Consider the following 21,971-nt stretch of genomic DNA (forward strand, 5'->3'; position numbering starts at 1 on the left):
CGTATGCACCCTGCGTTTTTTGCCTTCACTCATTTGCTATCATCCTTTCGCGGACGACAGCTTAAACCACCGTCTCAAATTCGGGGGCCACTATACAGGCCGCAACTTTGCTCATAGCTACCTCTGGACCCGATGCCCTTCGTTCAACCCTTGCTGGCCGCTCCATGGTTGCGGGCGGATTCAAGCTATCGATCATCGTGCTCGGAATCAGGACTGTGGCGCCGCGCTCTTTTGTTGTCTCATAGATGATATTCATCGCCCTCAGCTGCAATGCTGCAGGATGCCCTGCATACATGTCTGCCGCCTCGACAAACTTGCCGGCAATCGCTACTTCGGCAGAGCCGAGAATGACACGAGCCTGCTTTTCGCGCTCTGCCTGTGCCTGACGAGACATTGCGTCTTGCAAAGCGACAGGAATTGCTACGTCGCGGATCTCGACGGAACTGACCGATATACCCCATGCCGCCGTCTTCCGGGCAATGACATCCTTCAGCAGCGCATCAGCCTCTTTGCGTTCAGATAACAGTGACGCCAGCAGCGATGCACCGATCATTTCACGCAACGACGTTTGTGCGACGCGATCGATTGCTTCCCGATAATGCGTGATCGCCAACGCCGCTTTTTCCGCGTCGTGTACATGCCAGAAAATGATCGCGTCGACATTGACGGGAACGGTATCTCGGGTGAGCGCTTCGGCGGCGTTAAAGGCAGTGGTCTGAATACGTACGTCGATGATCGCAACCACGCTATCGATGATCGGAATGATGGCAAACAGGCCCGCCCCTTTGACGCTCTGCAGCTTACCCAGCCTCAAAATAACAAACTTTTCCCACGCATTGGCCATCTTCAGCGATAGTGCGATGAGAACGCCGAGGGCGAAGAAGAGCAAGGCAACGTACGGCGCTCCCAAGTAAAGGGCGCCGGTGCTCGCCAGCAGGCAGACGCCGACTAAGAATGATGTAACCGGGTTCATGATGACCTCCGTGGAAATGCCCGTCTAATGAGTTCGGCTCGCGTTGAGACATGCGAGGTCATGGCAAAGTCCAGGGCAACGGGATCGCTCGCCGGGAAAGTACAACACAATGCTTCGTCCAGTGCAGCATCAAGACGAACCTGTTCGGACACGCCCATATCATTGTTGTGCAACGCGGCGTCGTCACGAGCTGGCGCTGACAAATATTCGTCCATAAGAAGCTCCCTTCAAAGAATATGCAGAGCCAATCGGGCTGTGTATTCAACAGGGCGAATACTTCGGTCAGATGCAATGAGTTCACTATGCGCCGAATGGTCGAAGTCGTCGGTACGCACGCGCACCCATATCATCGATACTCACGCATCACACTGGCATTCCGTGCCTGATATCGTAGGGCGCAAACCGCTTGAACCGGACCATCTCGATTCTTTCGGTAGGTGGAGTTGCCCAAGCAGGGGAATTCGGCCGGCAGCGGTTAGACAAGCGTTTCACCATCGCGATGACACATTACACTCCACTTTCTGGCAGCAACTTTGCAGTCAGATTCGTGTGGTAAAGCGAAGGAAACTGATTCTTCAAGAGAAGCAGGCAACGCGCCGTCGATCGAAAGGCCCATAATAGGGGGAGACTGTGAGATCGCTGCGTGGCCGGCGTGCCATGGTGCTGCAGCATTACCGCCGAACATTGTGATGTTTTCTACGGCGGAGCGTTGCGGTTGCACGCGCGATGCATGGAAAGCGGGAGGTCCTGTAGGTATGACGAACATCAAGGCTTGTCTCGGCTACATCAAGGACACGGGCTCTTCAAAAGGCAGGGGCGTGTTCGCTAGCCGGCGGATATCGACTGGTGAACTCGTGGAGGCTTGCCCAGTTGCGCTGCTTTCCCCGCACTGGGCTCAGTTTCCCGAGGAGGTAAAGCGTTTGTTGTTCAATTGGGGACATTTGACAAAGGGGGAACCCGCGGGTTGCTTAGCCCTTGGTTGGGGCAGCATGTACAACCACGCCAATCCCGCAAATCCGAGGCACGTTGCGCTTGCTTAAGAGCAGCAGCTCCATTTCATTGCCGCCTGAGACATCGAAATCCATGAAGAACTGACCATTAATTACAATCATACTGGCGGCAATGTCAGCTCGACGGATGACGTTTGGTTTCGCAAGCATGGTGTGGCATTGATTTCTTAGTCAGCCATGCGGTCGTCGCATCAACGCAGGTGCCCAAATTTTAGGCGTGAACTGTAACTTAGCTGTCGGACAGGCGTCTCGCTGGCGTCCCCGGCTTCTGATGTATATGGTAACTCGGGCGGTATGCTGGCACATTCATGCTGGCGATGCTGGTCCCGGGGGCCAGACAGGACACGAGCGATCGTGTCGTTGCGTAGTCTCTGGTTACGCAGGTACGCCGAGGCAAAAGACAAGCCATGCGTGCAGGCCAGGTCAATGGCATGATCAATGGCCGTTGCTTTCGCGTACTGCAGTCGGCGTTCTGGAGAGAATGACATGACGCTGCCCCAGATGGTTTCAACACCATCACGATAGCACGAATCGCTTCCATGCACGATCGGTCCCCCGAATTGGACCGGGCATCGAACCGGATTTTGCCTGGTAGCGCTCGGTATGGAGATTCCCAGGTACGCCTGGCGCACGCCGCTTCTTCGCTCGCCAGAGTCCGCTTGGCGAACGTCGGACATTCCGAAGGCATCCCATGGCAATCGCCCACATCGACAATCGTGACAGAGAATGGATGTCCGCGATGAGACGGCAACTTCCCGACGCCGCCTCCAGTTGGCGCCGCGGATTGGCCACGTTGAATTTGAGGCGCACGGTCGGGGTACTAGCGAGCCTTAGTTCGCGCGGCGATTGCGGATGCACCGTGCCTGTTCCTGCTATGCCGGTCGCGGAAGGGGCGTGAAAGGTCGTGCGGTGGCGAATTCCTGTCACGATGCAGGACCTGGAGGCCGCCATGCTAGGACATACTCCAGTGCCAGGGCGTGCGCTTCAAGGATCGCTGCCCGTGCGTTGCGCAGCGTGGGCGTACAGATGGTTTCGTTGGGTGGGCGTTGTCGATCTTTGGGGACGCCGATCCAGACCAACTGTGCCCGAACCCCACCCAGCACTGCTTGCGTGGATACGCGATAGGAATGGCCATCGATGACGCTGGTCTGGTCTACCAGTGCAAGTGGGCTATGGTGATTCATCGGAGCCTCTTCAACGAGAATGACCGGACATACTTTCATCTTAGCGGGTTTGCGATGGATTATAGGAATCCTTGTTCAAGCCCGGCATTGACCACTGGAATGAATGCCAACTGAACTCGACAGCATGCGGAATCGACGCCAGCCCTGGCATCAGGAGGGGCGTGCGACAGATGTTGCTCACGCAGATGGGATCGACGAGCGCGCGCGAGCAGGCAACATTGGCAGTTGCTTGTCTTGCTGTGGAGATGAGCTGCCGATTGATCGTTCCAGCGGATTGCGTGCAGATGCCCAATTCGAAGCAGCACCTGCCGAAGAGCACGGTCACATCGCGTGGGCAACGGCGAAGTCGATGAAACCACGTTCAACCGACGTTGACACCAGTTGCACACGAATTGTTTGGCCCATCTTCAGTTCGGGTAATGCGCCCGTCAGCCGGCCTTCGGCTGGTGGGGCCAGGATCCGCACCCAGGCACCTTGGCTATTGACTCCTGTGACAATCCCACTGTAGTGCTGTCCAACGCTGGAGTGGAGCAAGAGGGCCGCCTCGGATTTACGTACCTGCCGTTCCACTTTTCTGGCGGCGTCTTCCTGGGCCGTACAATGCGCGGCCAATTCGGCTAGTTCAGCATCCGAGTACGGAGCGGGGATTCCCGCCAATGCCGCTTTCACCAGGCGCAGTGTGATCAAATCGGGAAAGCGCCGGTTTGGCGCCGTCGAATGCATATAGTCCTGCACGGCCAGTCCAAAGTGACCTATGGGTGCGCCATGCTGTTTCTCGACGACATATTCACCCGAGCCCATCAGCTTGACGATGATCAGTGACAAGTCCGGAAAGTGCAGGGGATCACGTTGATGCTGGCGCGCCAGAAACGTTTGCAGTGCCTTGCCGTCAGGGAGCGCCGGCAGTGTTGCCCCGTAGCCTTGCGCCACCTCGATGATGCGTGCCCAGCGTTCGGGCGAGCGTACCACGCGCCGCAGTGAGGCGCCACCCTGGGCCGCGAGATAATCCGCCATGCATTCGTTGGTGGCGATCATGAACTCTTCGATCAACTGTCGTGCACGGTTGTGAGGTTGCAGGCGGATATCGGTGATCCGGTCGCCATGAAACAGTGCATGCGGTTGAAATCCCTCGAACTCGAGCGCACCCTGGGTGTGCCGCAGCAGGCGCAGCTTTTGTGCCAGAGCATCCTGCTGCCGCAGCAAGCTGGCGACAGCAGGAACACGTTGTGCTGCCGCGGGCAGGGCCTCGGGCCCTTCCAGCCACGCCGATACAGCGTCGTAAGCAAGCTGTGCCTTGTTGCGCACTGTCGCTCGGAAAATTGTTGATCCGAGCAGGACGCCATCGGCACTGAAGTCCATTTGATTGATGATCGCGAGCCGGTTCACGTCCGGATTGAGTGAGGTCAGGTTGGTGCAGAGCAGCTCCGGCAGCATGGGGAAAATCCTGGCCGACGTATAGACGGAAGTGGTGTTGTGACGGGCATGCTGGTCAATCGGCGTCCCTTTGGCAACAAGGGCGTCGACATCGGCGATGGCGACGGACACGCGCACGACACCATTTGGCAGTGATGCGCTGACCGTCAGCTGATCGAGGTCATGTGAATCGTCATTGTCGATGGAGAACCAAGGCAGGTCTGAGAGGTCGACGATACCGGTGGTGGCTTCGAGCGGCGCCAATGGAATGTGGGCTAGCTGCTGGAGAACAGGGGGAGGGAACTCGGGTTCCAGTCCCCGGCTGAACATCGCCAGCGCCGCGATCGTTGCCAGATTGGCCCGTTGATTCTTTAATGCACTGCGCATGGTCGCTCCCGGACGGTCGATCGAACCGCCAGCCTTGGGGAATTAGGCGTACGCGGCAGTACACCGTATGACGATGGTCTCGATGGACCTGGATGTGCCCCGAGGACGCTCTGATTACATGGCTCTAGCATAGTCCGATTTTTGCAGCAGCGGAGCGACCGGTGTGCCGGCCTCAGTCGGTGGCACTGGACGCTGTACCCTGTGAGGCATGCTGTTGAGTTACTGAGTCGCCCCGTCACGACGATCGAATCTCACTAACGTTTGCGCTGAGTCAAGCGTTAGTCTGAACTACTACATCTGAGCTGTTTTTTCGCGGGACTCGAGCGGGTGTCGTGTCGCCAGTACTTTATCGATGCGCAGACCGTCCAGGTCGACTACTTCGAAATCCCACCCCTGCCAGTGACAGATGTCGCCTGTTCGAGGAAGCGTTCCGAGCAACAGCATGACCATGCCACTGAGGGTGTTATACCGGCTCTTTTCCTCTTCGGGAACGCTCAGAAGTGACAGATGGTCCTTGAGTTCGGGAACCGGAATTAATCCATCGAGAAGCCAGCTGCCGTCCTTTCGCATCACCGCCCAGCCGTCTTCGGCGCGCGAGGACTTGAATTCGCCAGTAATGGCCTCCAGCACGTCTTGCAGTGTGACGATACCTTGTACTTCGCCGTACTCGTCGACAATGAAGACTAGATGAGTGCCTGTCTGCTTGAAGTGTTCCAGCAACTCCATGCCGGTCAAGGTCTCCGGCACAAAGACGGGCTGCTGAAGCTGGGTGCCCAAGTCCAGTGGGGTACCGTGCAATGCTTGCGACAGCATTTGGCGCGCGCTGGCGATACCCTTTACCCGATGCCAGCCACCACTAAGCACAGGGAAGCGGGAGTGCTCGCAATTGTCGAAGCGCGCCATATTGGTGGCCAGCTCGTCGTCCAGGTCAAAGTAGATGACATCGTTGCGTGGCACCATGAAGGACGCCAGTTGCCGTTCATCTAACCGGAACACGTTGCGTACCATCTGGTGTTCGTGGACCTCGATGACGCCGGTTTCGGAACCCTCTTCCAGCATCATGTGCAGGTCCTCTTCGGTGATCGGCTGTGCTCCGGTCTGTCGCACACCAAGGGCGCGCAGCACCAATTGTGTGGACGCTGACAGCAGTTTGACGAATGGCTTGGCAAGCCCTGCCAGAATCACCATGGGACGCGAAACGATGCGCGCCAACGATTCTGGATGCAGTTGGCCTAAGCGCTTGGGAACCAGTTCGCCTAGCACGATCGAAAAGTAGGTAATCGTGAGGACGACCAGGGCGGTTGATACGTTGTGGGACCAGCCAAGGGGAATGCCAAGGGATATCAGCCATTGGCCAAACGGCCGTGCAAGGGTCGCTTCGCCGACAATGCCGTTCAGGACACCGATCGACGTAATACCGATCTGGACGGTGGACATGAATTTGTTGGGATCGGCGCCGAGTTGCAGGGCTATCTCCGCTGCGCTGTCACCGTTGTCCGCAAGCTTGCTGAGCCGGGCCTTGCGGGCCGTCATCAATGCGACCTCGGACATCGCGAACATGCCGTTGAGCAGGATGAGCCCGAAAAGGACAGCAATTTCCATTGTTAACCCTTTCATGCCCATGCGTGCACTGAGCCAGCCTGCTGGTGCACGAAACGCGACCCGGACCAACGTCAGATCTACCGGTTCCATTCTGACGAGATATTTTAGCGCGTTTGGCACGCAATCTTCCCATCATCCGCGCCGGGCTTCGGAGTGTTCGACATCACGATGTGGATGTGGCATTGCTGGGTACACCCAAAGTTTGGCAAGTCCCAGCACGACGCGATGTCCTTGACGATCTTTCAAATGGTGCCCTGACGAGACGTGGTGGCATCCGGAGCAGGGAACGGGCCGCGTGAGCAGACCAGGGATCGCGGCGTCTAGACGGTTACGGTTTTCCGGGCTCCGGCGGCGGTTGGGGGGCGAGCCGGCGACGATGTTCGGCATCAAACAGCACGCGCATGATCAGATGGGCCGAGACCGGATAGAGTTTCAGAAGCGCCTCGGCATATTGATTGCCCCGGGTGATGGATAAGTGGATGGCACCATCCACAACTTGGGACATGGCCTTGTTGCGGCGAGTTGTCGTGCCGGTTGTGCGCGAATTCGCCATCTGCTTCAAGGCCCTGAGCTGCTCGCTGGGCTGGGCCGGGTGTGAGGCATCCGAGCCCCGCCGGGCGCCTGCGTTCGAGAGGATGCGCAACGCGACGTCAGGTGGTACATGGTGCCGACGCAAATGTGCCCATGCGTTGACGCTGCCCCACAGCATGTCGACATCTAGCCCCGTGGCCACGACTTCTGCGATGGGACTGCTTAAACGAATGTACTGTTTCATAGTCAGGTAATAGCACAGTGCGCGTGGGGGGGCTTCACTTATTCGGGGATGGGAGGTATTGCAAGGCGAGGCAGCGCAATGGTAAACACGCAGCCAACTTCAGGCAGATCGCGTACGCTCAGTTGCCCTCTGTTCGCGACGACAAACTGCCGGGCGATGGTCAGGCCCAGTCCCAATCCCGAGCGGTCGGCACCGCCTTGCTCGAAGGGCTGGAACATGCGTGCAGCCAGGTCGGCGCCTAGCCCGCCGCACTGGTCGGCGACTTCGATCAGGACACTGTCATCGACAGCATGGCATGCCAATGTTACCTCGGAGTGCAGATGCGTGAACTTGAAGGCATTCTGCAGGAGGTTCACCACTGCAGCGAGCAGCATCGGCCGATTGCCCCGTATCGCCAATTGCGGGTCGACAGGCAAGATCTTCAGTTGGCATTGTTTTGCCACCGCCGTCAATGCCGTTGCCGCTTCGATCTCCACAACAAAGTCGGCCAGGGAGAAGATATCCCGCACGCCTGCGATGTGCTCATGACGCACGAGTGAAACGGCGTTCTGAATCAGGCTGGTTAAGCCGTCCAGGCTGCGCTCCAGGACAGCGCCAGTGGCACCGCCCAGGTTGAGGTTCCCCGTCCGGCAGGCAGTATAGGCGAGTTTGGCGGTGCCCAGCAAGTTGCGTAGCTCGTGGACAAAGAAACCCATCCGCTTGTTTTCTTCGGCATTGTGGCGATCTGATTCAATGAAATCATGTTGGGAGCTAAAGGCACTCACCGCGTAGGCAATCGCATTGTCGAGGCAACGATTCAATGTCCTGAATTCATCGACGGAAAACGGCGCGTCGCGCTCGACAGCAAGGTCGGTGATGGCCTGGCACAAGTCGCCATAGTTGTGGACGACTTCATCGATCGTGAATCCCAGCGCAAGCATGTCCTGCCCGTGCAATGCCGCCGATGCACCCAGCTCTCCCCGGGCCACGCCGCACTCGGGGATGGCCGACATAGCCTGGTCTTCGAGTGCGCAGTGCGCCTGTTCCGTCCGCAGTGTACACGTCAGTTGATCGAGAAACATCGGCACGCCGTTTTGCAACTGCTCGGCCGTTGCGGAGTGCTCTCGCATGGCAACCTTTGCTCGGCAGCGGGCGATGAGCTCAGTACGATTGTTCGTCAGGAATTCATGCAACATAGCGGCCTTCCTCACAGTGCCATTGGAGCACTGGAGACAATGCTTACCCGGAGTCGCCGCAAGTTGGCCAGGTACGACCATGGCCAAGCATTCAAAAGGTGATCCTACTTCTACCAGTATAGAGAAGAAATCCGGATATGGCATTGACGTCTTCGCCGATGATCCCAGCCTTCGGATATATGTTGGTAATCGAACAGAGCAGTGGATGGATGCGATACACAATAGCCTGTTTGCAGGAGAAGGGGGGGATGTGAAAACCGATGCGCTAAGGATCGCCCTGCCGGCCCTGCTGGCGGGCGCGACACTGGCCGCTTGTGCCGGACTCCCCACAGTCTCACTAGACGACGCCAAGGCGGTGGCGGCCCAGGCGGCTCTGGTCGGGGACGCACATGGCAGATTGCCCGGTCCTGGCACGGAGCGGTTGCTGAAAAAGCGCTGGTCTTCATCAACACTGGACAGCAAGGCACTGGCCATCCTGGAAGAGGCGGCCACAGGTGTTCCTTTGATCGCTGGCAATAAGGTTGAGCTTCTGCTCGATGGGCCAGTGGCCATGGCCGAAATGGCAAAGTCCATTGCGGTTGCCAGGAACAGCATCAATTTCGAAACCTATGTCTTTGATTAGGATGAGCAAGGTGAACGATTTGCCGATCTGTTGATACTGAAGCAGCGCGAAGGAATCGTCGTCAACGTGATCTACGGCAGCGTGGGAACGATCAATGTGCCGCAGGCCTTCTTTGAGCGCATGCGTTCTTCCGGCATTCATTTACTGGCCTTCAATCCCGTCAATCCCGCGAAGCTGCGCGGCAGTGGCTGGAAGCTGAATAACCGCGGTCATCGCAAGCTATTGATCATCGATGGCAAGGTGGCTTTTACCGGCGGGGTCAACATCAGTGACACCTATGCCAACAGCTCGCTATTTCGTGCGCGCTTCGATCAGCGTGCCAACGGCAGGGACGATTCAGGCTGGCGCGATACCCATTTAAAGATCGAGGGACCCGCCGTACCTGCCTTGCAGTGGGCATTTGTTCAAGCATGGTTGGAACAGGATGCTGACGAGCTGAGGGGGGCGGATTATTTCCCGAAGCAGGTCGTGATGGGGGATAAGGTCGTCAGGGTGCTCGCCAGCGCGCCGCATGGACATTTTGAGATCTACAAGGCGCTACTCCTCGCGTTGCAGGAGGCGAAGCAGTCAATCTACATCACGTGCGCCTATTTTGTGCCGGATAAGCAGACGCTGTCGGCATTGACGAACGCAGCACGCGGGGTGTGGATGTGCAACTCGTGCTTCCCAGCATTTCAGACGCCGGCCTCGTGCGCCACGCCGGCAGGTCCAGCTACACACAACTCTTGGAAGCAGGGGGGCGAATCCACGAGCTGAAACGCTCGGTGCTGCATGCGAAGACTGCAGTGGTGGATGGCGTCTGGTCAACGGTGGGGTCGACCAATATTGACCAGCGTAGTTTCGTGCACAACTACGCATTGAACGTGATCGTGATCGGCGATACCTTTGGTGCTGAGATGGCCAGCGCCTTCCAGGAAGACCTGCGCAATTCCAAGGAAGTGACGCTTAGCCAATGGCAGCGGCGTCCCCTTATGGAGCGGGCGCAGGAGTGGTTGGCAGAGCTGCTGAAGTATTAGCTCTAGGTGACCCGTGGGGGCAAGCCGCGCTTCGTCCGGCTCGTGCACCGGGCGCTGCTTCGCTGACGCGCGCAGGGCATGTGCGCCTACAACGATTCGATCGGCGCGCCACTATCATAAAGATACCTGAAGCAATGCAATGCAGTGTCACAAGGGAGCCAGCCATGGAACTCTATCGCAGCCATGAAATCAACTGCGCCGCCAAGCGATCTTCATTGGGAAAGCCCACTGCAAGGTGGCGGTGCTATTTGAGCATCAGGCGTGTCGATGAAGGGCGGGTCAAGCACTATGAGGTCACGGTGACGACGTGGACAATTGACTCGGCACGCATGCTTGGATTGCTGTATGCGCGTGAGCATATTGACGCTGCATTTGGCATCGGATGATCTTCGTCGGTATGGGCGGTCCGCCGATGGGGCGCCAGGCCCGGTCACCCATCACTGCACGGGTTTTGGCTACCAGGCGCATGCATGCTGGCCTTTGCCAACCGGCTTCGTGGTGCTGACTGCATGCAGGCAGGCGGGCCGCGATCTGGCTTGGTCAATCCACTTGCTTGGCTGGACAAAATGGACCACAGCGAAGTCGTTCGCTTCGTTGAACCGGAGATGACAATGAACATCCTACTTGACACCGTACTCGCAACTTGCGGGTTGATGATCTGCGCGCAAGCAGTGGCGCAAATCACGCTGTATCAAGGCGAAGGCTGGCGTGGTCGCGCCGTCTCCATTTCCGACATTGCCGACGACTTACGTCGCGTCGGTTTCAATGATCGCGCTTCATCCGCCGTGATTGAGCGCGGGCGTTGGGAAGTCTGTGAAGATGCCGAATTCCATGGGCTATGTAGAGTTTTGCAGCAAGGGAGCTATGATTCACTTGCTGGCATGGGATTGAATGATCGTATTTCTTCAGTTCGGCCGGTGCGGGGCTACGCGCATGATGCCCGCATGGCGCCCACACCATTGCCGCAGCCTTAATATGAGTACCGCCAGCGCCCGCACGAGCGGAGGTATGATGCCCGAGTCACCTCAGTACGTGCGGTGGTAGGGCCACCTGAGCAACGTTGCTGGATAGAGCGGCGCCAGGTTGCAAGGTCAAACGATATGAATACTGCCGGCGGCGCCATCGTGGGAGCCTTGCTTGGTGGCGTCTTGGGGCATCAGGTTGGCGGAGGAACGGGCCGCGACATCGCGACGGTCGGCGGCGCATTGGCCGGCGCAGCGATCGGATCGAACATGGGAGGCGATGGCCGCGGTAATTATGGCCAAGATGTGCGCCGTTGCGAAGAAGTCGCCAGCACGATGCCAGCATATTGGGATGTCACGTACCAGCATCGCGGCATCAATCATCGCGTGCAGTTGGCGACGGAGCCGGGCGAGTTCATTCAGGTCAACGAGGACGGCCTGCCGCGCATGTAGCGACGGGACGATGGGGCTAGTGGTATGAGATGGCAGCCGCGGATGATTCGTCAGGCACGACCATCGGCCCTGGCCGCTGTGCTGGCAGAATCCTATGAACTGGGCCAGGCGACCAGTCTGTTGGTTGGTCAATCGCTGGCGGTGCTCTAGTCGCCCAGGATGCATACTGCCGTGTTGGTCTCGCAAAGACCGCGATTCCATGGGCGGCACGGTGGCGCGGGCCTTGCTGGTACGGCGAATGCCGCGCGAGTTCAGGCAGCGCAGCAGGGGGGGGCGCTTGGCACTGCTCGACTACATTCACGCCGATGTTAGTGTGCCGGGAGGAAATTGCACGGTCCATGCGGTACTTAACCGGAGGGGTTTTTACCGACAGGAAAGAAAATTGGCCGTGCCAGCGTCAAGTAGGTCAGCACCTTGGCCACCACCACAAACTGGCGTCGCGCAAGCCGGCTCTATCGCGTCCAGTGGGTGATGGTATATGATTTAACATTGCAACCGTTCTCGAATGACTTCCAGCCATTTGCACAGGACTGATTTGGCGCTGTCCTGCCTGAATGCATGCAATGTCCGATTGGATCAAATTCGCTGTGTATTCAGATTGATATGGAAAACCCTGGGGCTCGGCGCCAACAGATCAAGGATTTACTTTCTTCACTGCCAGCTGGCGAGCCGGGCAGTGCGCTTGTCACATTGTTGCGACCCCTGCGCCTACAGGTCGCGTCGCTGGTTAGCGAAGATGGCTTCAATTTCCTCCTTGAGCGAACCGTCTTCCTGACTGGCCAATCATTTCAATGGATCAACGCGGAACCTGCCGCCGGCGCGGAGAGAGAACTGGACACCTTACGGGCGAAGTTGGCAACCCGTACCCACGAGGACGCACTGGCGGCGAGCACGTTCCTGCTGTCGAGTTTTGTTGACCTCGTGGCTTCTTTAATTGGCGACTCCCTGACCGATGGCATTTTGCGTGCGGCGTGGGGGGGCGATGCCCTAGGCACCTTGGGCGAGGATAAGCAAACATGAGCAATAAGGTAATCATCAAACGCCTGGCAACGGGTATCCCCGGCCTGGACGAATTGCTCGGAGGTGGTATCCCGGAATTCTCGTTCAACCTCATCGCAGGCGCACCTGGATGCGGGAAAACGACGCTGGCGCACCAACTCATGTTTTCCTTGGCGGGACCGGATTGCCGCGCCATATTCTTCACCGTGTTGGGGGAACCTACGATGAAGATGCTGCGTTACCAGCAGCAATTTTCCTTCTTTGATCTGAAGAAGGCCGGGCAAGCCGTCAAGTTTGTGAACCTCGCAGATGAAATCCTGACTGGCGACTATGACCTGGTGCTGGCGCGTATTGCGGAGGAAACCAAGGCCTTTATGCCCAGCCTGATCTTCGTGGACTCCTTCCGCTCCATCGTCCAGGCCAGTGATTACAACGACAAAGGGCCGGCCGATTTGCAGCATTTTGTCCAGCGCCTGTCGATGCAGATGACCAGTTGGCATGCGACGACCTTCTTGATTGGCGAGTACGTCGAGAACGAGTCACAGACTGGCCCGGTGTACACCATTGCTGACGGCATATTCTGGCTGTCGCAAAGTGCACAGCGCAACTCGGTCGTGCGCAAGATACAGATCGTCAAGATGCGGGGCCAGGCCAATAGTCCAGGTTCGCACACGTTCCGAATCAGTAAGGACGGCCTGCACATCTTCCCGCGCGCCGTGGTCTCGCGCAGCTTGGCGCCAAGAAGCGATCGCCATGCGCCTGCTGCACAGCGGCGCCTGTCGACCGGTGTCGCCGACTTGGACCAGATGCTGGGCGGTGGCATTCCGGTCGGCTATTCGGCGTTGCTGGTGGGCCCGTCGGGCTCTGGCAAGACCGTGCTGGCGACCGAGTTCCTGGCGGAGGGCGTGCGCAACGGCGAGACCGGCGTCATTGCTGCCTTCGAGAAAAGCCCCAGCCAGTTGCTGAGCCAGAAACTCGATGATCTGGTCCAGGCAGGTAGAATCGGCGTCATCGATACGCATTCGCTCGACCTCTCGATCGATGAAACATTGTACGAAATGGTGACCATGATCCGCGCGCTCGACGCCAAGCGCGTGGTAATCGATTCGCTGTCGGGGTTCGAACTCGCGTTGGCGCCGGCATTCCAGGATGATTTCCGCGAATCGCTGTACCGCCTGGTGGCTGTCTTGACCAGCATGGGCGTGACGGTATTGATGACCACGGAACTGGAGGACCGCTATACGGACCTGCGCTTCAGCCCCTACGGCAACGCGTTCCTGGCGGACGCCATCATCATGCAGCGCTATATTGAAATGGCGGGCGAATTCAGGCGCGTGATCTCGGTCGTGAAGGTGCGCGGAAGCGGTCACAGCAAGGCCATTCGCCTGTTTGATATTGCGGACGACAAGATTGTGATCGGTCCGGGGCTCAGTGAATACGAGGGCATCTTGTCGGGTTGCCCGATCAAGGCGCAGCGGACTGATACCTCCGAACCATAGGAGGAGGTATGGACTCCTGGGAGGAACGGCGGAAGACCAGGCGAGACCGGCGCTTAGACACCGGCAAGCCAGTTGTCGCCGCGCAAGCACCACTCCAGGCAGGACGCCGTCAACGGCGATCCAAGGCATCTCCCATGCCCGACCTGATCGCGCTCGAGAACGCGCGCCTGCAAGATGAATTGCGCGACCATATTGGCCGACTGCAGGAAGCCAATCGACAGTTGGTCATCTCGAGTGTCAATGCGCGAGAATTGGCGGAACAATTGCACGCCGCCCAGGCCGAGATGGTGCATCTCGCGCATCACGATCACCTCACCACCCTGCCCAATCGCCGACAGTTCAAGAAGCAGCTTGCCGATCGCATTGCACATGCTGGGGCGCATGGCTGTAAGCTGGCCTTGCTCTTTATTGACCTTGACCGGTTCAAGGTGGTCAACGATTCCCTCGGCCATGGCGTGGGTGACCTGTTGCTGCAAGCCGTTGCACAGCGCCTGGCTGCCAGCGTGCGCGGCACGGACGCCGTATGCCGCGAAGGCGGTGACGAGTTTGTCGCCATGCTGGCCGATGTGGCGCACGCGGAGGATGTTTCGGCCCGCGTCACCCATATCCATCACCTGCTGACCGCACCGTACACCATCGCGCAGCACGTGCTACACATTGGCGCCAGCATTGGCATCAGCATCTATCCGGACGACGTCGCGGATCTTGAGGCGCTGATGCGCAGTGCCGACATTGCGATGTATAGCGTCAAGGAACATGGTCGCAACAGTTTTGCGTTCTTCGAGCCCCCCATGGATGTGCGTGCCATGGCGCGGCATCACATGGAGGTGAGCCTGCGCAATGCCCTGGAGCGACACGAATTCGTGTTGTATTACCAGGCACAGGTCAATCTTGCCAGCAGCCGTACTGCCGGCGCAGAAGCCTTGATTCGCTGGCACCATCCAACCAAGGGGCTGCTGCTGCCCAAGGCATTCATCGGTATTGCCGAGGAGTGCGGCATCATCAAGCAGATCGATCGCTGGGTACTGCGTGAAGCCTGCCTGCAAGCCAAGTCGTGGCAGGACGCCGGCTATGCGCTGGAGACCATCAGTGTCAATATCTCGGGGCAGGAATTCGAATCCGCCGACTTTCTGCCGACGGTCTTTTCGACCTTGAACCAGAGCGGGTTACCTCCTCAATCGCTCGAACTGGAACTCACGGAAGGCACCTTGATGCGCGATAGTGCTGCGACGATCGAGAAACTTGAGACCTTGCGTGCGGCCGGAATCCGCATTGCCATCGACGATTTCGGCACTGGCTATTCCAGCTTGGGTTACTTGCGGCGCTTCCCGATCGACACCCTCAAGATCGACCAGACGTTCGTCGCGGACATCCATCCCGGTTCCGACGATGTGCTGGTCGATACGGTGATCAGTATTGGCAACCGGTTGCGCCATCATGTCGTTGCCGAGGGCATTGAAACGGTGGAGCAACTGGACTTCCTCAGGGAGCACGCTTGTGACACCGGTCAGGGATTTCACCTGTCGCCCCCGTTGCCAGCAGCGGAGTTCGCGCAGGCGCTGGCTGGCAACAGGTAAGGGAATAGCGCTTGACTTCCACTGTGGGAGGAATATCGTGGCAGGATGCTAGTTCGCTAGCGCCAATCGGGGACTCGGATGGAACCGCGTGATGGTGAGCCTGGTACTGGACTACCCAGCGACAGCGCACTGATCGCGAGTCTGCGCGAGGCAAACCTGCATCTCCTGTGTGCCGCGTTGAGCGCACGTGATTTGCAGGCCGAGGCGGAAGTTGCCCTGACGAATCAGGACCACTTTTTTGCCGTGCTGGCCCATGAACTGCGTGCCCCGTTGGCCCCGATCAAGCTGGTCGCCACGGCTCTAGGTGCGCTGGCGGCAAGCGACGATAGCTTACCGCGGCTGCGCCGGACACTGACCCGGCAGCTTGACTACCTGGTACACATGGTCAACGGACTGGATGATGTCACGCGCATCAGGAATGGAAAACTGGCGCTCGACCTGCATGATGTCAGGGTGTCCGACGCGCTGGTGACAGCACTGGAAATGGTGCGACCGTTGACCGAAGCCCGGCAGCAACAACTGACTGCCCAAGTGCAGCAGGATCCACTGCTGGTATGCGGCGACCATGAACGACTGGTTCAGGTGTTCTTTAATCTCTTATCGAACGCCGTCAAATTCACGCCCTCGCAGGGACTGATTTCGGTGCTCGTCAAGCGTAGTGGCGATTGCGCCAGTATTGCGATCCAGGATAACGGCCCTGGCATCGCATCCGTGTTTCTTCCCTTCATGTTCGATATGTTTGCGCAGAGTGGCGCACCGCAGAATCATTCGCGGGCGGGTTCGGGTATTGGTCTTTCACTGGCCCGTTCTCTGGTGGAAATGCATGGCGGCTCAGTGAGAATTGACAGCCCAACACCCGGCGCAGGCTGTACTGCCACCGTCCTGCTGCCGCTCATATCCTCTCGATCAGGCGGCACGTAAAGAATGAAAATAACCGCAGCGATGACCAAACACCCGTCGAAGAGCATCCGAGATGGACATTGAGCGCCGGATTGACCTCCCGCTTGCCGAGGTCGTGAGAAAGGGCTTTGAGCTGAACTTCAGCCGAGGCTTTCGGATCAGTGGAGCGTTCTTACGGACGTATCGTGTTCCCCCGAAGGTAGTCGTCCGCGTGATTAACTACGGACCGCGTCGAACGTCGGATCGGGAGCAATAGCGAAGCTGGTTGAGTGTCAGAGGTCAGGTGTTTACTACGGAGGTGATATGCCAATCTATCGCGCTGAAGGATTGCGCGCGTATGCCGAATTCGAAGCAGCGCTTGCTGAGGAGCACCAGGTGGTCCATGAACTGGCTCAATGTGTCAAGATCGACGTATACAACCTGGTGGCCAGTGACCTTTTTGATCGAGTGAAAATCGCGCACGAGAAGATGCTAGCAGCCTACGCGACTATCGAGTGCTTCAGGCAATAACTTCCTTTCGGGTTGCAGTGTTCAGCCTTGACTGTTTCGGAGCGGCTGCATAGCTGTGGTGAGTACGTCGTGACGCAACGTGCGATCCGCCGGTTGGTGGCGGGCGGCCCGAACAAGGTGGTCCTGGTCGAGATGGTTCAACGGGCAAACGCCAGGTCGCGCGTGTTGGACATTTCAGTTGCTGACGATGGCCTGGTTCAGACGACCGAACTTGCACCAGCGGATTGAGGGAGATACACCAGTTCTATCGGGGGACAACGACGAGCATTCTCAACCTGCGAAGGCGCCTGGACGAGTCCAGCGAAGCGCGAAAAGTCGTGAAACTGTGGGCAGGATCGGGTTGAATGCCGACTATTTGCCGCGTTCTAATGACTCCACCGTATCGAAGATGTGGGCAAGCGCGCCTTCCATGGCATCCGCGGTAGCGTCGCCGCTTTGGTTGGTGATGATGAAGACGCCCAGATCGTACTTGGGCACGAGGTAAATGTAGCATTGGGCGCGCGGCACGCCGCCGTGGTGGACGTAATGGGTGCCCAGTTGGCGATTCTGGCCGATGTTCCAGAAGTAGCCGATGCTGAAATCATCTTTGAAATGCACGAGCGGTTTGTGCGACTCGATGACCGCTGGTTGTGAACTCAACTGCAGGCGCAGGTATTTCAGCATGTCCGGGATCGTTGCCTTGAGGTTACCGGCCGCGCCCCAGGGAAGTTGGGGCATCGGCGTCGTCGCGACAGGGTTGTCGCTGTGGTAGCCAGGCGCCAGCCGACGGGAAGCATCAGCAGGTAAGCGCAGCCAGACTTCGTGCATGTTGGCTTCGCGTGCCAGGAATTTCGCGAGCAGTAATTCGTACGGTTCGCCGTAGATTCGTTCAAGCGTGTGTGCAATCAATTCAGTCGCTGCACTCGAATATGCATAGTTCTTGCCGAGCGGGCCCTCGATATGAACCTCGTGCAGGTCGTTCCAGAATTGCGGCTTCCCGTAGTTTGCGTAAGCAAGATTGAGCTTCCCGGGTGCCGAATGCTCCGTGAAATCCCTCAATATCGTATTCACATGCAGCGGCAACATTCCCGGCAGGCCACTGGTGTGCGTGATCAGGTGGCGTATGCGGATCGCTTCGCCGCGGTACTGTAAATTTGAATAGTCGGACGGCAGGTACCGTTGGAGTGGATCGTCGATGGTCGCCTTACCCTCGGTAACTGCATTGGCCAGCATCAACCCGGCGAAGGTCTTACTGACCGAGCCGATCTCGTACAGTGTCGAGTCATTGGGCCGGTTCCCTTTGCCGGTTTGCAGTTCGCCAGCGTGCAGGATGAATTCTTTGCCGTGATAGACGACTGCGATCGAGGTGGCGTGCAGCAATGTTGATTGGAGCAAGGTCGTTGCAGTTTGCTCGATCGCCGCCGGAACATCGCGTGCTGATGTGGAGACTGCAGGTTTGCAGGCAGCCAGCAGGAACCCGATTCCAGTCATTGCGACAAAAAGTTTGATCATCAGCAGTGTCTTTGGTTTGTACGAATGCTATTGTCGCACGCGAATCCCCGGGGCGAAGAAGAGACACGTCTGTTGCAATGCGGGCTGCCTTCATGATTCTCGTCGTTGAGAATCCGGTGCCCCGGGGCGTGCTTTGGCAAGACCTGGTGCGCAAGCACGATCGCTTCCCGACTTCCTGTGGGCGGGCTTGTCGGGCGACGCACATCTCGCTTCGCCCGCCTTGTTGCCAGGGATTAGCGCACCCTTGTGGCATTAGGCGTAGCATGAAAGACGCGAGGAGAGAACGTCATGGTATGCATGTGCCTCGTGTTTCAGGCAAGACACCATCGGGAGGGCAATATGGAGCAACTCACTTCAGAAGCGCGCGAACGCGTGCTCGACATCCTACGGCAGGGCCGCGATATGACACTGGCGACGATCCGCCCGGACGGATATCCGCAAGCGACTACTGTCAACTATGTGCATGACGGGCTGAAGATCTACGCAGTGGTCGGCCTGGGAAGCCAGAAGGCAGACAATATTCAACACAATGACAAAGTGTCTGCCACCATCAATTTACCGTATGCGGACTGGAAAGACATCCAGGGCCTATCGCTTGCCGGCACGGCGACTTTCGTGCAGGGGATTGAGCAGATCGATCATGTCGCCCAACTCTTGCTGCACCGGTTTCCTGAAGTGGAGGAGTTTTTCACGGGCACGGGGCGGACTCCCTGGCAAGGCGTACTGTTTCTGCGCGTCGATCCCTCCGTCATTTCATTGATCGACTACAGGGCTTGCTTTGGCCATACCGAACTCTTTGGAATAGGGCCATTCGCGGCATCGCATTGACGCGAAATGAGCTCGCGCGACCAGGATGCTTGTTCGGTAACGCGCCGACGGGCCGCGAGGAGGCTGGTCTGGCAGGGGGCAGCGCTTGTCGGACCTGGTGACTGCACAACAAAAGTGACCATCGTAGCGTACCAGTGCCCTGTCTCCGTGCGCGTGAACAAGCCCGGCCGGGCGTTCTGAACCCTGCGGGCAGGAGATGGTCGAAAGCCGATAAGGCCAGAGGTCAAAAACTCCAGGCCGCACGCACAGTGGCGTTGATGCGGTCATCTGGAATGCCCCCGACCGAGCCGAGGGGCGATGGGACGCGACTATCGCGGTCCAGCAGGTTTCGCACCACCGCCGTAAGCGTCAGCGACCTCGAGACAGCGTGACGGTATGACAGATCCAGGCGCCCGTATGTCGGGAGACGTTCTGGCGCAAAGACGTCACCAGCGGGAATATCGTTGAATCCGTTCATCCATCGCTGTGCCAGGCTGATGCGGGCTATGCCGTCAAACAGACTTCTCGCGACGGAAACGTTCACGGAGCGTTGAGGATAAATACTATACGGTGCACCGGTGCTGGCGTTTCGGCTTGCCACCCATGCGCCGCCGGCTTCGACCTGCCAGTCGTTGTGATGCCATGTGACGCTGGCCGTCGCACCGTGAGCACGATTGCGCTCGACGTTCTGGAATTGATTGATGCGCATCTCCGGTCGGAAAACGATCGCAATACCATCACGCCAGGCGGTCTTGAAAAGACTGGCCTGCCAATGAAGCGTGGATAGGTGTTGGATTGCCACCAACTCCACGCTGTCGATCACTTCAGGCTTCAGGTCAGGATTGCCGAGCACCGTGTTGGCCGTGCCATTGCGCTCCGCCGCCGATGGCGCGCGGAACGCCTGGCCATATAACAGCTTCAGTGCCGCGTCATCATGGGGGCGGTAGATGAGCCCAAGCCGAGGTGATGCATGACGACCGAAATCAGAATACTGGTCGACCCGTCCACCGTAAACTGCGCTCCAATGTCGTCCGAGGCGCGAATTCAATTCCAGGGTCGCACTGTGGACGTTGCGGCGCGCATCCGACGCGGCATTGGGCTTGTCACTTAGCAAGGCACCCGTCAACGTATGCATCACGACATGGACATCGCGCACGTTCAACTGTTCCGTTGCTAAGGCCAAGGCCCATTCGGTGCGCCATCCCGGGGCGGCATCGCGATAGATGGCCTGCAGGCCCAGGCGGTCCTGCCGGCTATACAGGTCGCGTTGCACTGGGCCGGTTGGCAGTTGCAGCCGGCCGGCGAGGTCATTGTCGACCCGCCAGCCATAGGCTTTCAGATCGAGCGAACCCTGGTCGCTGTATTGCTTCTTGAAGCCAGCCTGCAACATGGCAAAGCGGGTGTCGAGGCCTCCCAGGTCTTGCGCGCCAGCCAGGCGCGAACCCAGGCCCTGGAAGTTGTCCGCACCGTAGCGATGTAGGTAGAGTCCGCCACTGAATTTCCATCCCGCACCGTCGCCGCTCGATACCTTGAGTACCGCAGTCTGGGCCAGGAAGCGGTTCTCGCGCATCACCGAGATCGGTGTGCTACCTGTCGGGCCAGGACGGCTTGCGGTACGTGTCTGGTCGCCCTGGCCATTCGCGGAGAATGCCAGGCTCCAGTGGCTGTCTTCGCCGAACGCTTGTGCGTGGCGTGCGGCCGCCTCGACATATCCTTTGCTTCCCGCCGTCGCTGCTACCTGCTGACCTGGCTCGTCGCTCTCGGCAGTGCGAAGTGCTAACACGCCATGGAAGGCATCACTGCCATAGAGCGCGGATCCTGGCCCCTGAATCAACTGCATCTGCGACATGACGCCAAGATTGATGCCCGGGAAATTGTACTGAGGGGATGATCGATACAGGTCTGTGAGCGGCACCCCATCGAGGGTGACCGCGACCCCGGTAAAGGAGGTCAGGCGCGCATAGCCGCGAATGGCCAGTACTTGATTGCCATTAGAATGCGGCATGACGAAGACACCAGGCGTGCCATCAAATGCTTCCAAAGGGCGCCTGGCGCCGTTGCGCTCCCATTCGCCCCGGGAAACTGTGCGGATTGACGAGGCCGTGGACAACAAGGTCGAAGGGAGCAACGAACTGGCGCTGACGTCGATGTTGCCTAGGTCCTCGAGAGACATCGACAGCAAATTTCCCGGCAATGTGCCAGCCAAAGCCGGTCCGCAAGCGGTGTAGGCAGCGAGAACAGCGATAGCAATCGGCAACGCGCGAGTTATCGCCATGGTGGCTGATAGGCGTGACAGGATGGGCTTCGACTACGTTATCTCAATTTGGAAATGGGGATTCTATCCAATTATCACTGGCCGGGTCCGGTTAGAAGCGCCTATTTCCCTATGGCGAGTAGCCTCGCTAACTTTATTCCGAGCGAAGTCCGAGACTGGGTTGATTGGCCGGATGGCACTCCGCCTGAGCTAGAGCTTGATGCCGGGACGACAGCATTGTGCCCAAACTGCGGGATCGACTCGGTGATTGGGTCCAGTCCTGGATTTCCTGTGACGAACGAGTTCCTTAGTCAAATGCGAAAACATTGGATTGGAGATTGATCAAGCTCTGGTCAAATTCG

The 21,971-nt window shown here is 58.3% G+C and carries 20 protein-coding genes; 12 read left to right on the forward strand and 8 right to left on the reverse strand.

The features are described 5' to 3' along the window. Positions 1–61: 61 nt before the first annotated feature. The 6 genes from BM269_RS13390 to BM269_RS13415 form a co-directional block, all read right to left on the reverse strand. On the reverse strand, positions 62–973 hold the full coding sequence (locus BM269_RS13390) for a slipin family protein (RefSeq protein ID WP_090437525.1): 912 nt from the start codon (positions 971–973) through the stop codon (positions 62–64). 968 nt (positions 974–1,941) lie between these two features. Then, on the reverse strand, positions 1,942–2,133 hold the full coding sequence (locus tag BM269_RS13395) for a hypothetical protein (RefSeq protein WP_090437526.1): 192 nt from the start codon (positions 2,131–2,133) through the stop codon (positions 1,942–1,944). A gap of 1,355 nt (positions 2,134–3,488) precedes the next feature. Beyond that, complete coding sequence (locus tag BM269_RS13400; RefSeq protein WP_090437527.1) at positions 3,489–4,967, reverse strand: RNB domain-containing ribonuclease; 1,479 nt, start codon at positions 4,965–4,967, stop codon at positions 3,489–3,491. Positions 4,968–5,258: 291 nt separating this feature from the next. Further along, complete coding sequence (locus BM269_RS13405) at positions 5,259–6,569, reverse strand: hemolysin family protein (RefSeq protein WP_090437528.1); 1,311 nt, start codon at positions 6,567–6,569, stop codon at positions 5,259–5,261. A 328-nt stretch (positions 6,570–6,897) separates the two neighbouring features. Beyond that, complete coding sequence (locus BM269_RS13410) at positions 6,898–7,344, reverse strand: hypothetical protein (protein ID WP_090437529.1); 447 nt, start codon at positions 7,342–7,344, stop codon at positions 6,898–6,900. Between the two features lie 38 nt (positions 7,345–7,382). Further along, entirely contained in the window at positions 7,383–8,519 is a 1,137-nt protein-coding gene (locus BM269_RS13415; RefSeq protein ID WP_170860366.1) for a sensor histidine kinase, read from the reverse strand. Positions 8,520–8,598: 79 nt separating this feature from the next. Between BM269_RS13415 and BM269_RS30120 the strand changes: the two genes are divergently transcribed. The 11 genes from BM269_RS30120 to BM269_RS13450 all read left to right on the forward strand — a co-directional run bounded on the left by BM269_RS30120 (position 8,599) and on the right by BM269_RS13450 (position 17,057). Next, entirely contained in the window at positions 8,599–9,141 is a 543-nt protein-coding gene (locus tag BM269_RS30120; RefSeq protein WP_307153256.1) for a hypothetical protein, read from the forward strand. 30 nt (positions 9,142–9,171) lie between these two features. Further along, positions 9,172–9,897: a phospholipase D-like domain-containing protein gene (locus BM269_RS30125; protein WP_307153258.1), complete on the forward strand. Its 726-nt coding sequence runs from the start codon at positions 9,172–9,174 to the stop codon at positions 9,895–9,897. Continuing rightward, the gene (locus BM269_RS30130) at positions 9,801–10,157 is read left to right on the forward strand and encodes a phospholipase D-like domain-containing protein (protein ID WP_307153260.1); all 357 of its coding nucleotides are present in this window, start codon (positions 9,801–9,803) and stop codon (positions 10,155–10,157) included. The genes BM269_RS30125 and BM269_RS30130 overlap by 97 nt, the downstream gene beginning before the upstream one ends. Before the next feature lie 164 nt (positions 10,158–10,321). Then, a complete protein-coding gene (locus BM269_RS29050) occupies positions 10,322–10,543 on the forward strand; it encodes a hypothetical protein (protein WP_139232729.1) in 222 nt (73 codons plus the stop codon). 84 nt (positions 10,544–10,627) lie between these two features. Then, positions 10,628–11,131, forward strand: a complete 504-nt coding sequence (locus tag BM269_RS29055) for a beta/gamma crystallin-related protein (RefSeq protein ID WP_139232730.1) — start codon at positions 10,628–10,630, stop codon at positions 11,129–11,131. Positions 11,132–11,257: 126 nt separating this feature from the next. Next, positions 11,258–11,572 carry a glycine zipper 2TM domain-containing protein gene (locus tag BM269_RS30045; protein WP_139232731.1) on the forward strand — a complete coding sequence of 105 codons (315 nt, stop codon included), beginning with the start codon at positions 11,258–11,260 and terminating at the stop codon, positions 11,570–11,572. A gap of 558 nt (positions 11,573–12,130) precedes the next feature. Next, positions 12,131–12,592 carry a hypothetical protein gene (locus BM269_RS13430; RefSeq protein ID WP_139232732.1) on the forward strand — a complete coding sequence of 154 codons (462 nt, stop codon included), beginning with the start codon at positions 12,131–12,133 and terminating at the stop codon, positions 12,590–12,592. Then, positions 12,589–14,070, forward strand: a complete 1,482-nt coding sequence (locus tag BM269_RS13435; protein ID WP_057262650.1) for a DUF7125 family protein — start codon at positions 12,589–12,591, stop codon at positions 14,068–14,070. The genes BM269_RS13430 and BM269_RS13435 overlap by 4 nt, the downstream gene beginning before the upstream one ends. A 134-nt stretch (positions 14,071–14,204) precedes the next feature. Next, complete coding sequence (locus tag BM269_RS13440; RefSeq protein ID WP_170860367.1) at positions 14,205–15,647, forward strand: putative bifunctional diguanylate cyclase/phosphodiesterase; 1,443 nt, start codon at positions 14,205–14,207, stop codon at positions 15,645–15,647. A gap of 78 nt (positions 15,648–15,725) precedes the next feature. Further along, complete coding sequence (locus BM269_RS13445; RefSeq protein ID WP_090437532.1) at positions 15,726–16,568, forward strand: sensor histidine kinase; 843 nt, start codon at positions 15,726–15,728, stop codon at positions 16,566–16,568. 282 nt (positions 16,569–16,850) lie between these two features. After that, entirely contained in the window at positions 16,851–17,057 is a 207-nt protein-coding gene (locus BM269_RS13450; protein WP_090437533.1) for a hypothetical protein, read from the forward strand. Between the two features lie 351 nt (positions 17,058–17,408). Here BM269_RS13450 and BM269_RS13460 read toward each other — a convergent pair whose 3' ends face one another. Next, positions 17,409–18,548 (reverse strand): serine hydrolase domain-containing protein, encoded by a 1,140-nt coding sequence (locus BM269_RS13460; RefSeq protein ID WP_090437535.1) that lies wholly within the window; start codon positions 18,546–18,548, stop codon positions 17,409–17,411. A 339-nt stretch (positions 18,549–18,887) separates the two neighbouring features. On the opposite strand from BM269_RS13460, the gene BM269_RS13465 reads away from it, so the two are divergent. After that, positions 18,888–19,376, forward strand: a complete 489-nt coding sequence (locus BM269_RS13465) for a pyridoxamine 5'-phosphate oxidase family protein (protein ID WP_090437939.1) — start codon at positions 18,888–18,890, stop codon at positions 19,374–19,376. Positions 19,377–19,599: 223 nt separating this feature from the next. Here BM269_RS13465 and BM269_RS13470 read toward each other — a convergent pair whose 3' ends face one another. Beyond that, a complete protein-coding gene (locus BM269_RS13470) occupies positions 19,600–21,630 on the reverse strand; it encodes a TonB-dependent receptor plug domain-containing protein (protein WP_090437536.1) in 2,031 nt (676 codons plus the stop codon). Between the last annotated feature and the right edge of the window lie 341 nt (positions 21,631–21,971).

It is taken from the genome of Duganella sp. CF458 (assembly GCF_900113115.1).
Taxonomy (GTDB): Bacteria; Pseudomonadota; Gammaproteobacteria; order Burkholderiales; family Burkholderiaceae_D; genus Rugamonas.

Excerpts from the sequence above, each read along its gene's own strand:
- BM269_RS13390 (WP_090437525.1), bottom strand. The coding sequence starts at position 973 with ATGAACCCGGTTACATCATTCTTAGTCGGCGTCTGCCTGCTGGCGAGC.
- BM269_RS13395 (WP_090437526.1), bottom strand. The coding sequence starts at position 2,133 with ATGCTTGCGAAACCAAACGTCATCCGTCGAGCTGACATTGCCGCCAGT.
- BM269_RS13400 (WP_090437527.1), bottom strand. The coding sequence starts at position 4,967 with ATGCGCAGTGCATTAAAGAATCAACGGGCCAATCTGGCAACGATCGCG.
- BM269_RS13405 (WP_090437528.1), bottom strand. The coding sequence starts at position 6,569 with ATGGAAATTGCTGTCCTTTTCGGGCTCATCCTGCTCAACGGCATGTTC.
- BM269_RS13410 (WP_090437529.1), bottom strand. The coding sequence starts at position 7,344 with ATGAAACAGTACATTCGTTTAAGCAGTCCCATCGCAGAAGTCGTGGCC.
- BM269_RS13415 (WP_170860366.1), bottom strand. The coding sequence starts at position 8,519 with ATGTTGCATGAATTCCTGACGAACAATCGTACTGAGCTCATCGCCCGC.
- BM269_RS30120 (WP_307153256.1), top strand. The coding sequence starts at position 8,599 with ATGGCCAAGCATTCAAAAGGTGATCCTACTTCTACCAGTATAGAGAAG.
- BM269_RS29050 (WP_139232729.1), top strand. The coding sequence starts at position 10,322 with ATGGAACTCTATCGCAGCCATGAAATCAACTGCGCCGCCAAGCGATCT.
- BM269_RS29055 (WP_139232730.1), top strand. The coding sequence starts at position 10,628 with ATGCTGGCCTTTGCCAACCGGCTTCGTGGTGCTGACTGCATGCAGGCA.
- BM269_RS30045 (WP_139232731.1), top strand. The coding sequence starts at position 11,258 with ATGAATACTGCCGGCGGCGCCATCGTGGGAGCCTTGCTTGGTGGCGTC.
- BM269_RS13430 (WP_139232732.1), top strand. The coding sequence starts at position 12,131 with ATGCAATGTCCGATTGGATCAAATTCGCTGTGTATTCAGATTGATATG.
- BM269_RS13435 (WP_057262650.1), top strand. The coding sequence starts at position 12,589 with ATGAGCAATAAGGTAATCATCAAACGCCTGGCAACGGGTATCCCCGGC.
- BM269_RS13440 (WP_170860367.1), top strand. The coding sequence starts at position 14,205 with ATGCCCGACCTGATCGCGCTCGAGAACGCGCGCCTGCAAGATGAATTG.
- BM269_RS13445 (WP_090437532.1), top strand. The coding sequence starts at position 15,726 with ATGGAACCGCGTGATGGTGAGCCTGGTACTGGACTACCCAGCGACAGC.
- BM269_RS13450 (WP_090437533.1), top strand. The coding sequence starts at position 16,851 with ATGCCAATCTATCGCGCTGAAGGATTGCGCGCGTATGCCGAATTCGAA.
- BM269_RS13460 (WP_090437535.1), bottom strand. The coding sequence starts at position 18,548 with ATGATCAAACTTTTTGTCGCAATGACTGGAATCGGGTTCCTGCTGGCT.
- BM269_RS13465 (WP_090437939.1), top strand. The coding sequence starts at position 18,888 with ATGGAGCAACTCACTTCAGAAGCGCGCGAACGCGTGCTCGACATCCTA.
- BM269_RS13470 (WP_090437536.1), bottom strand. The coding sequence starts at position 21,630 with ATGGCGATAACTCGCGCGTTGCCGATTGCTATCGCTGTTCTCGCTGCC.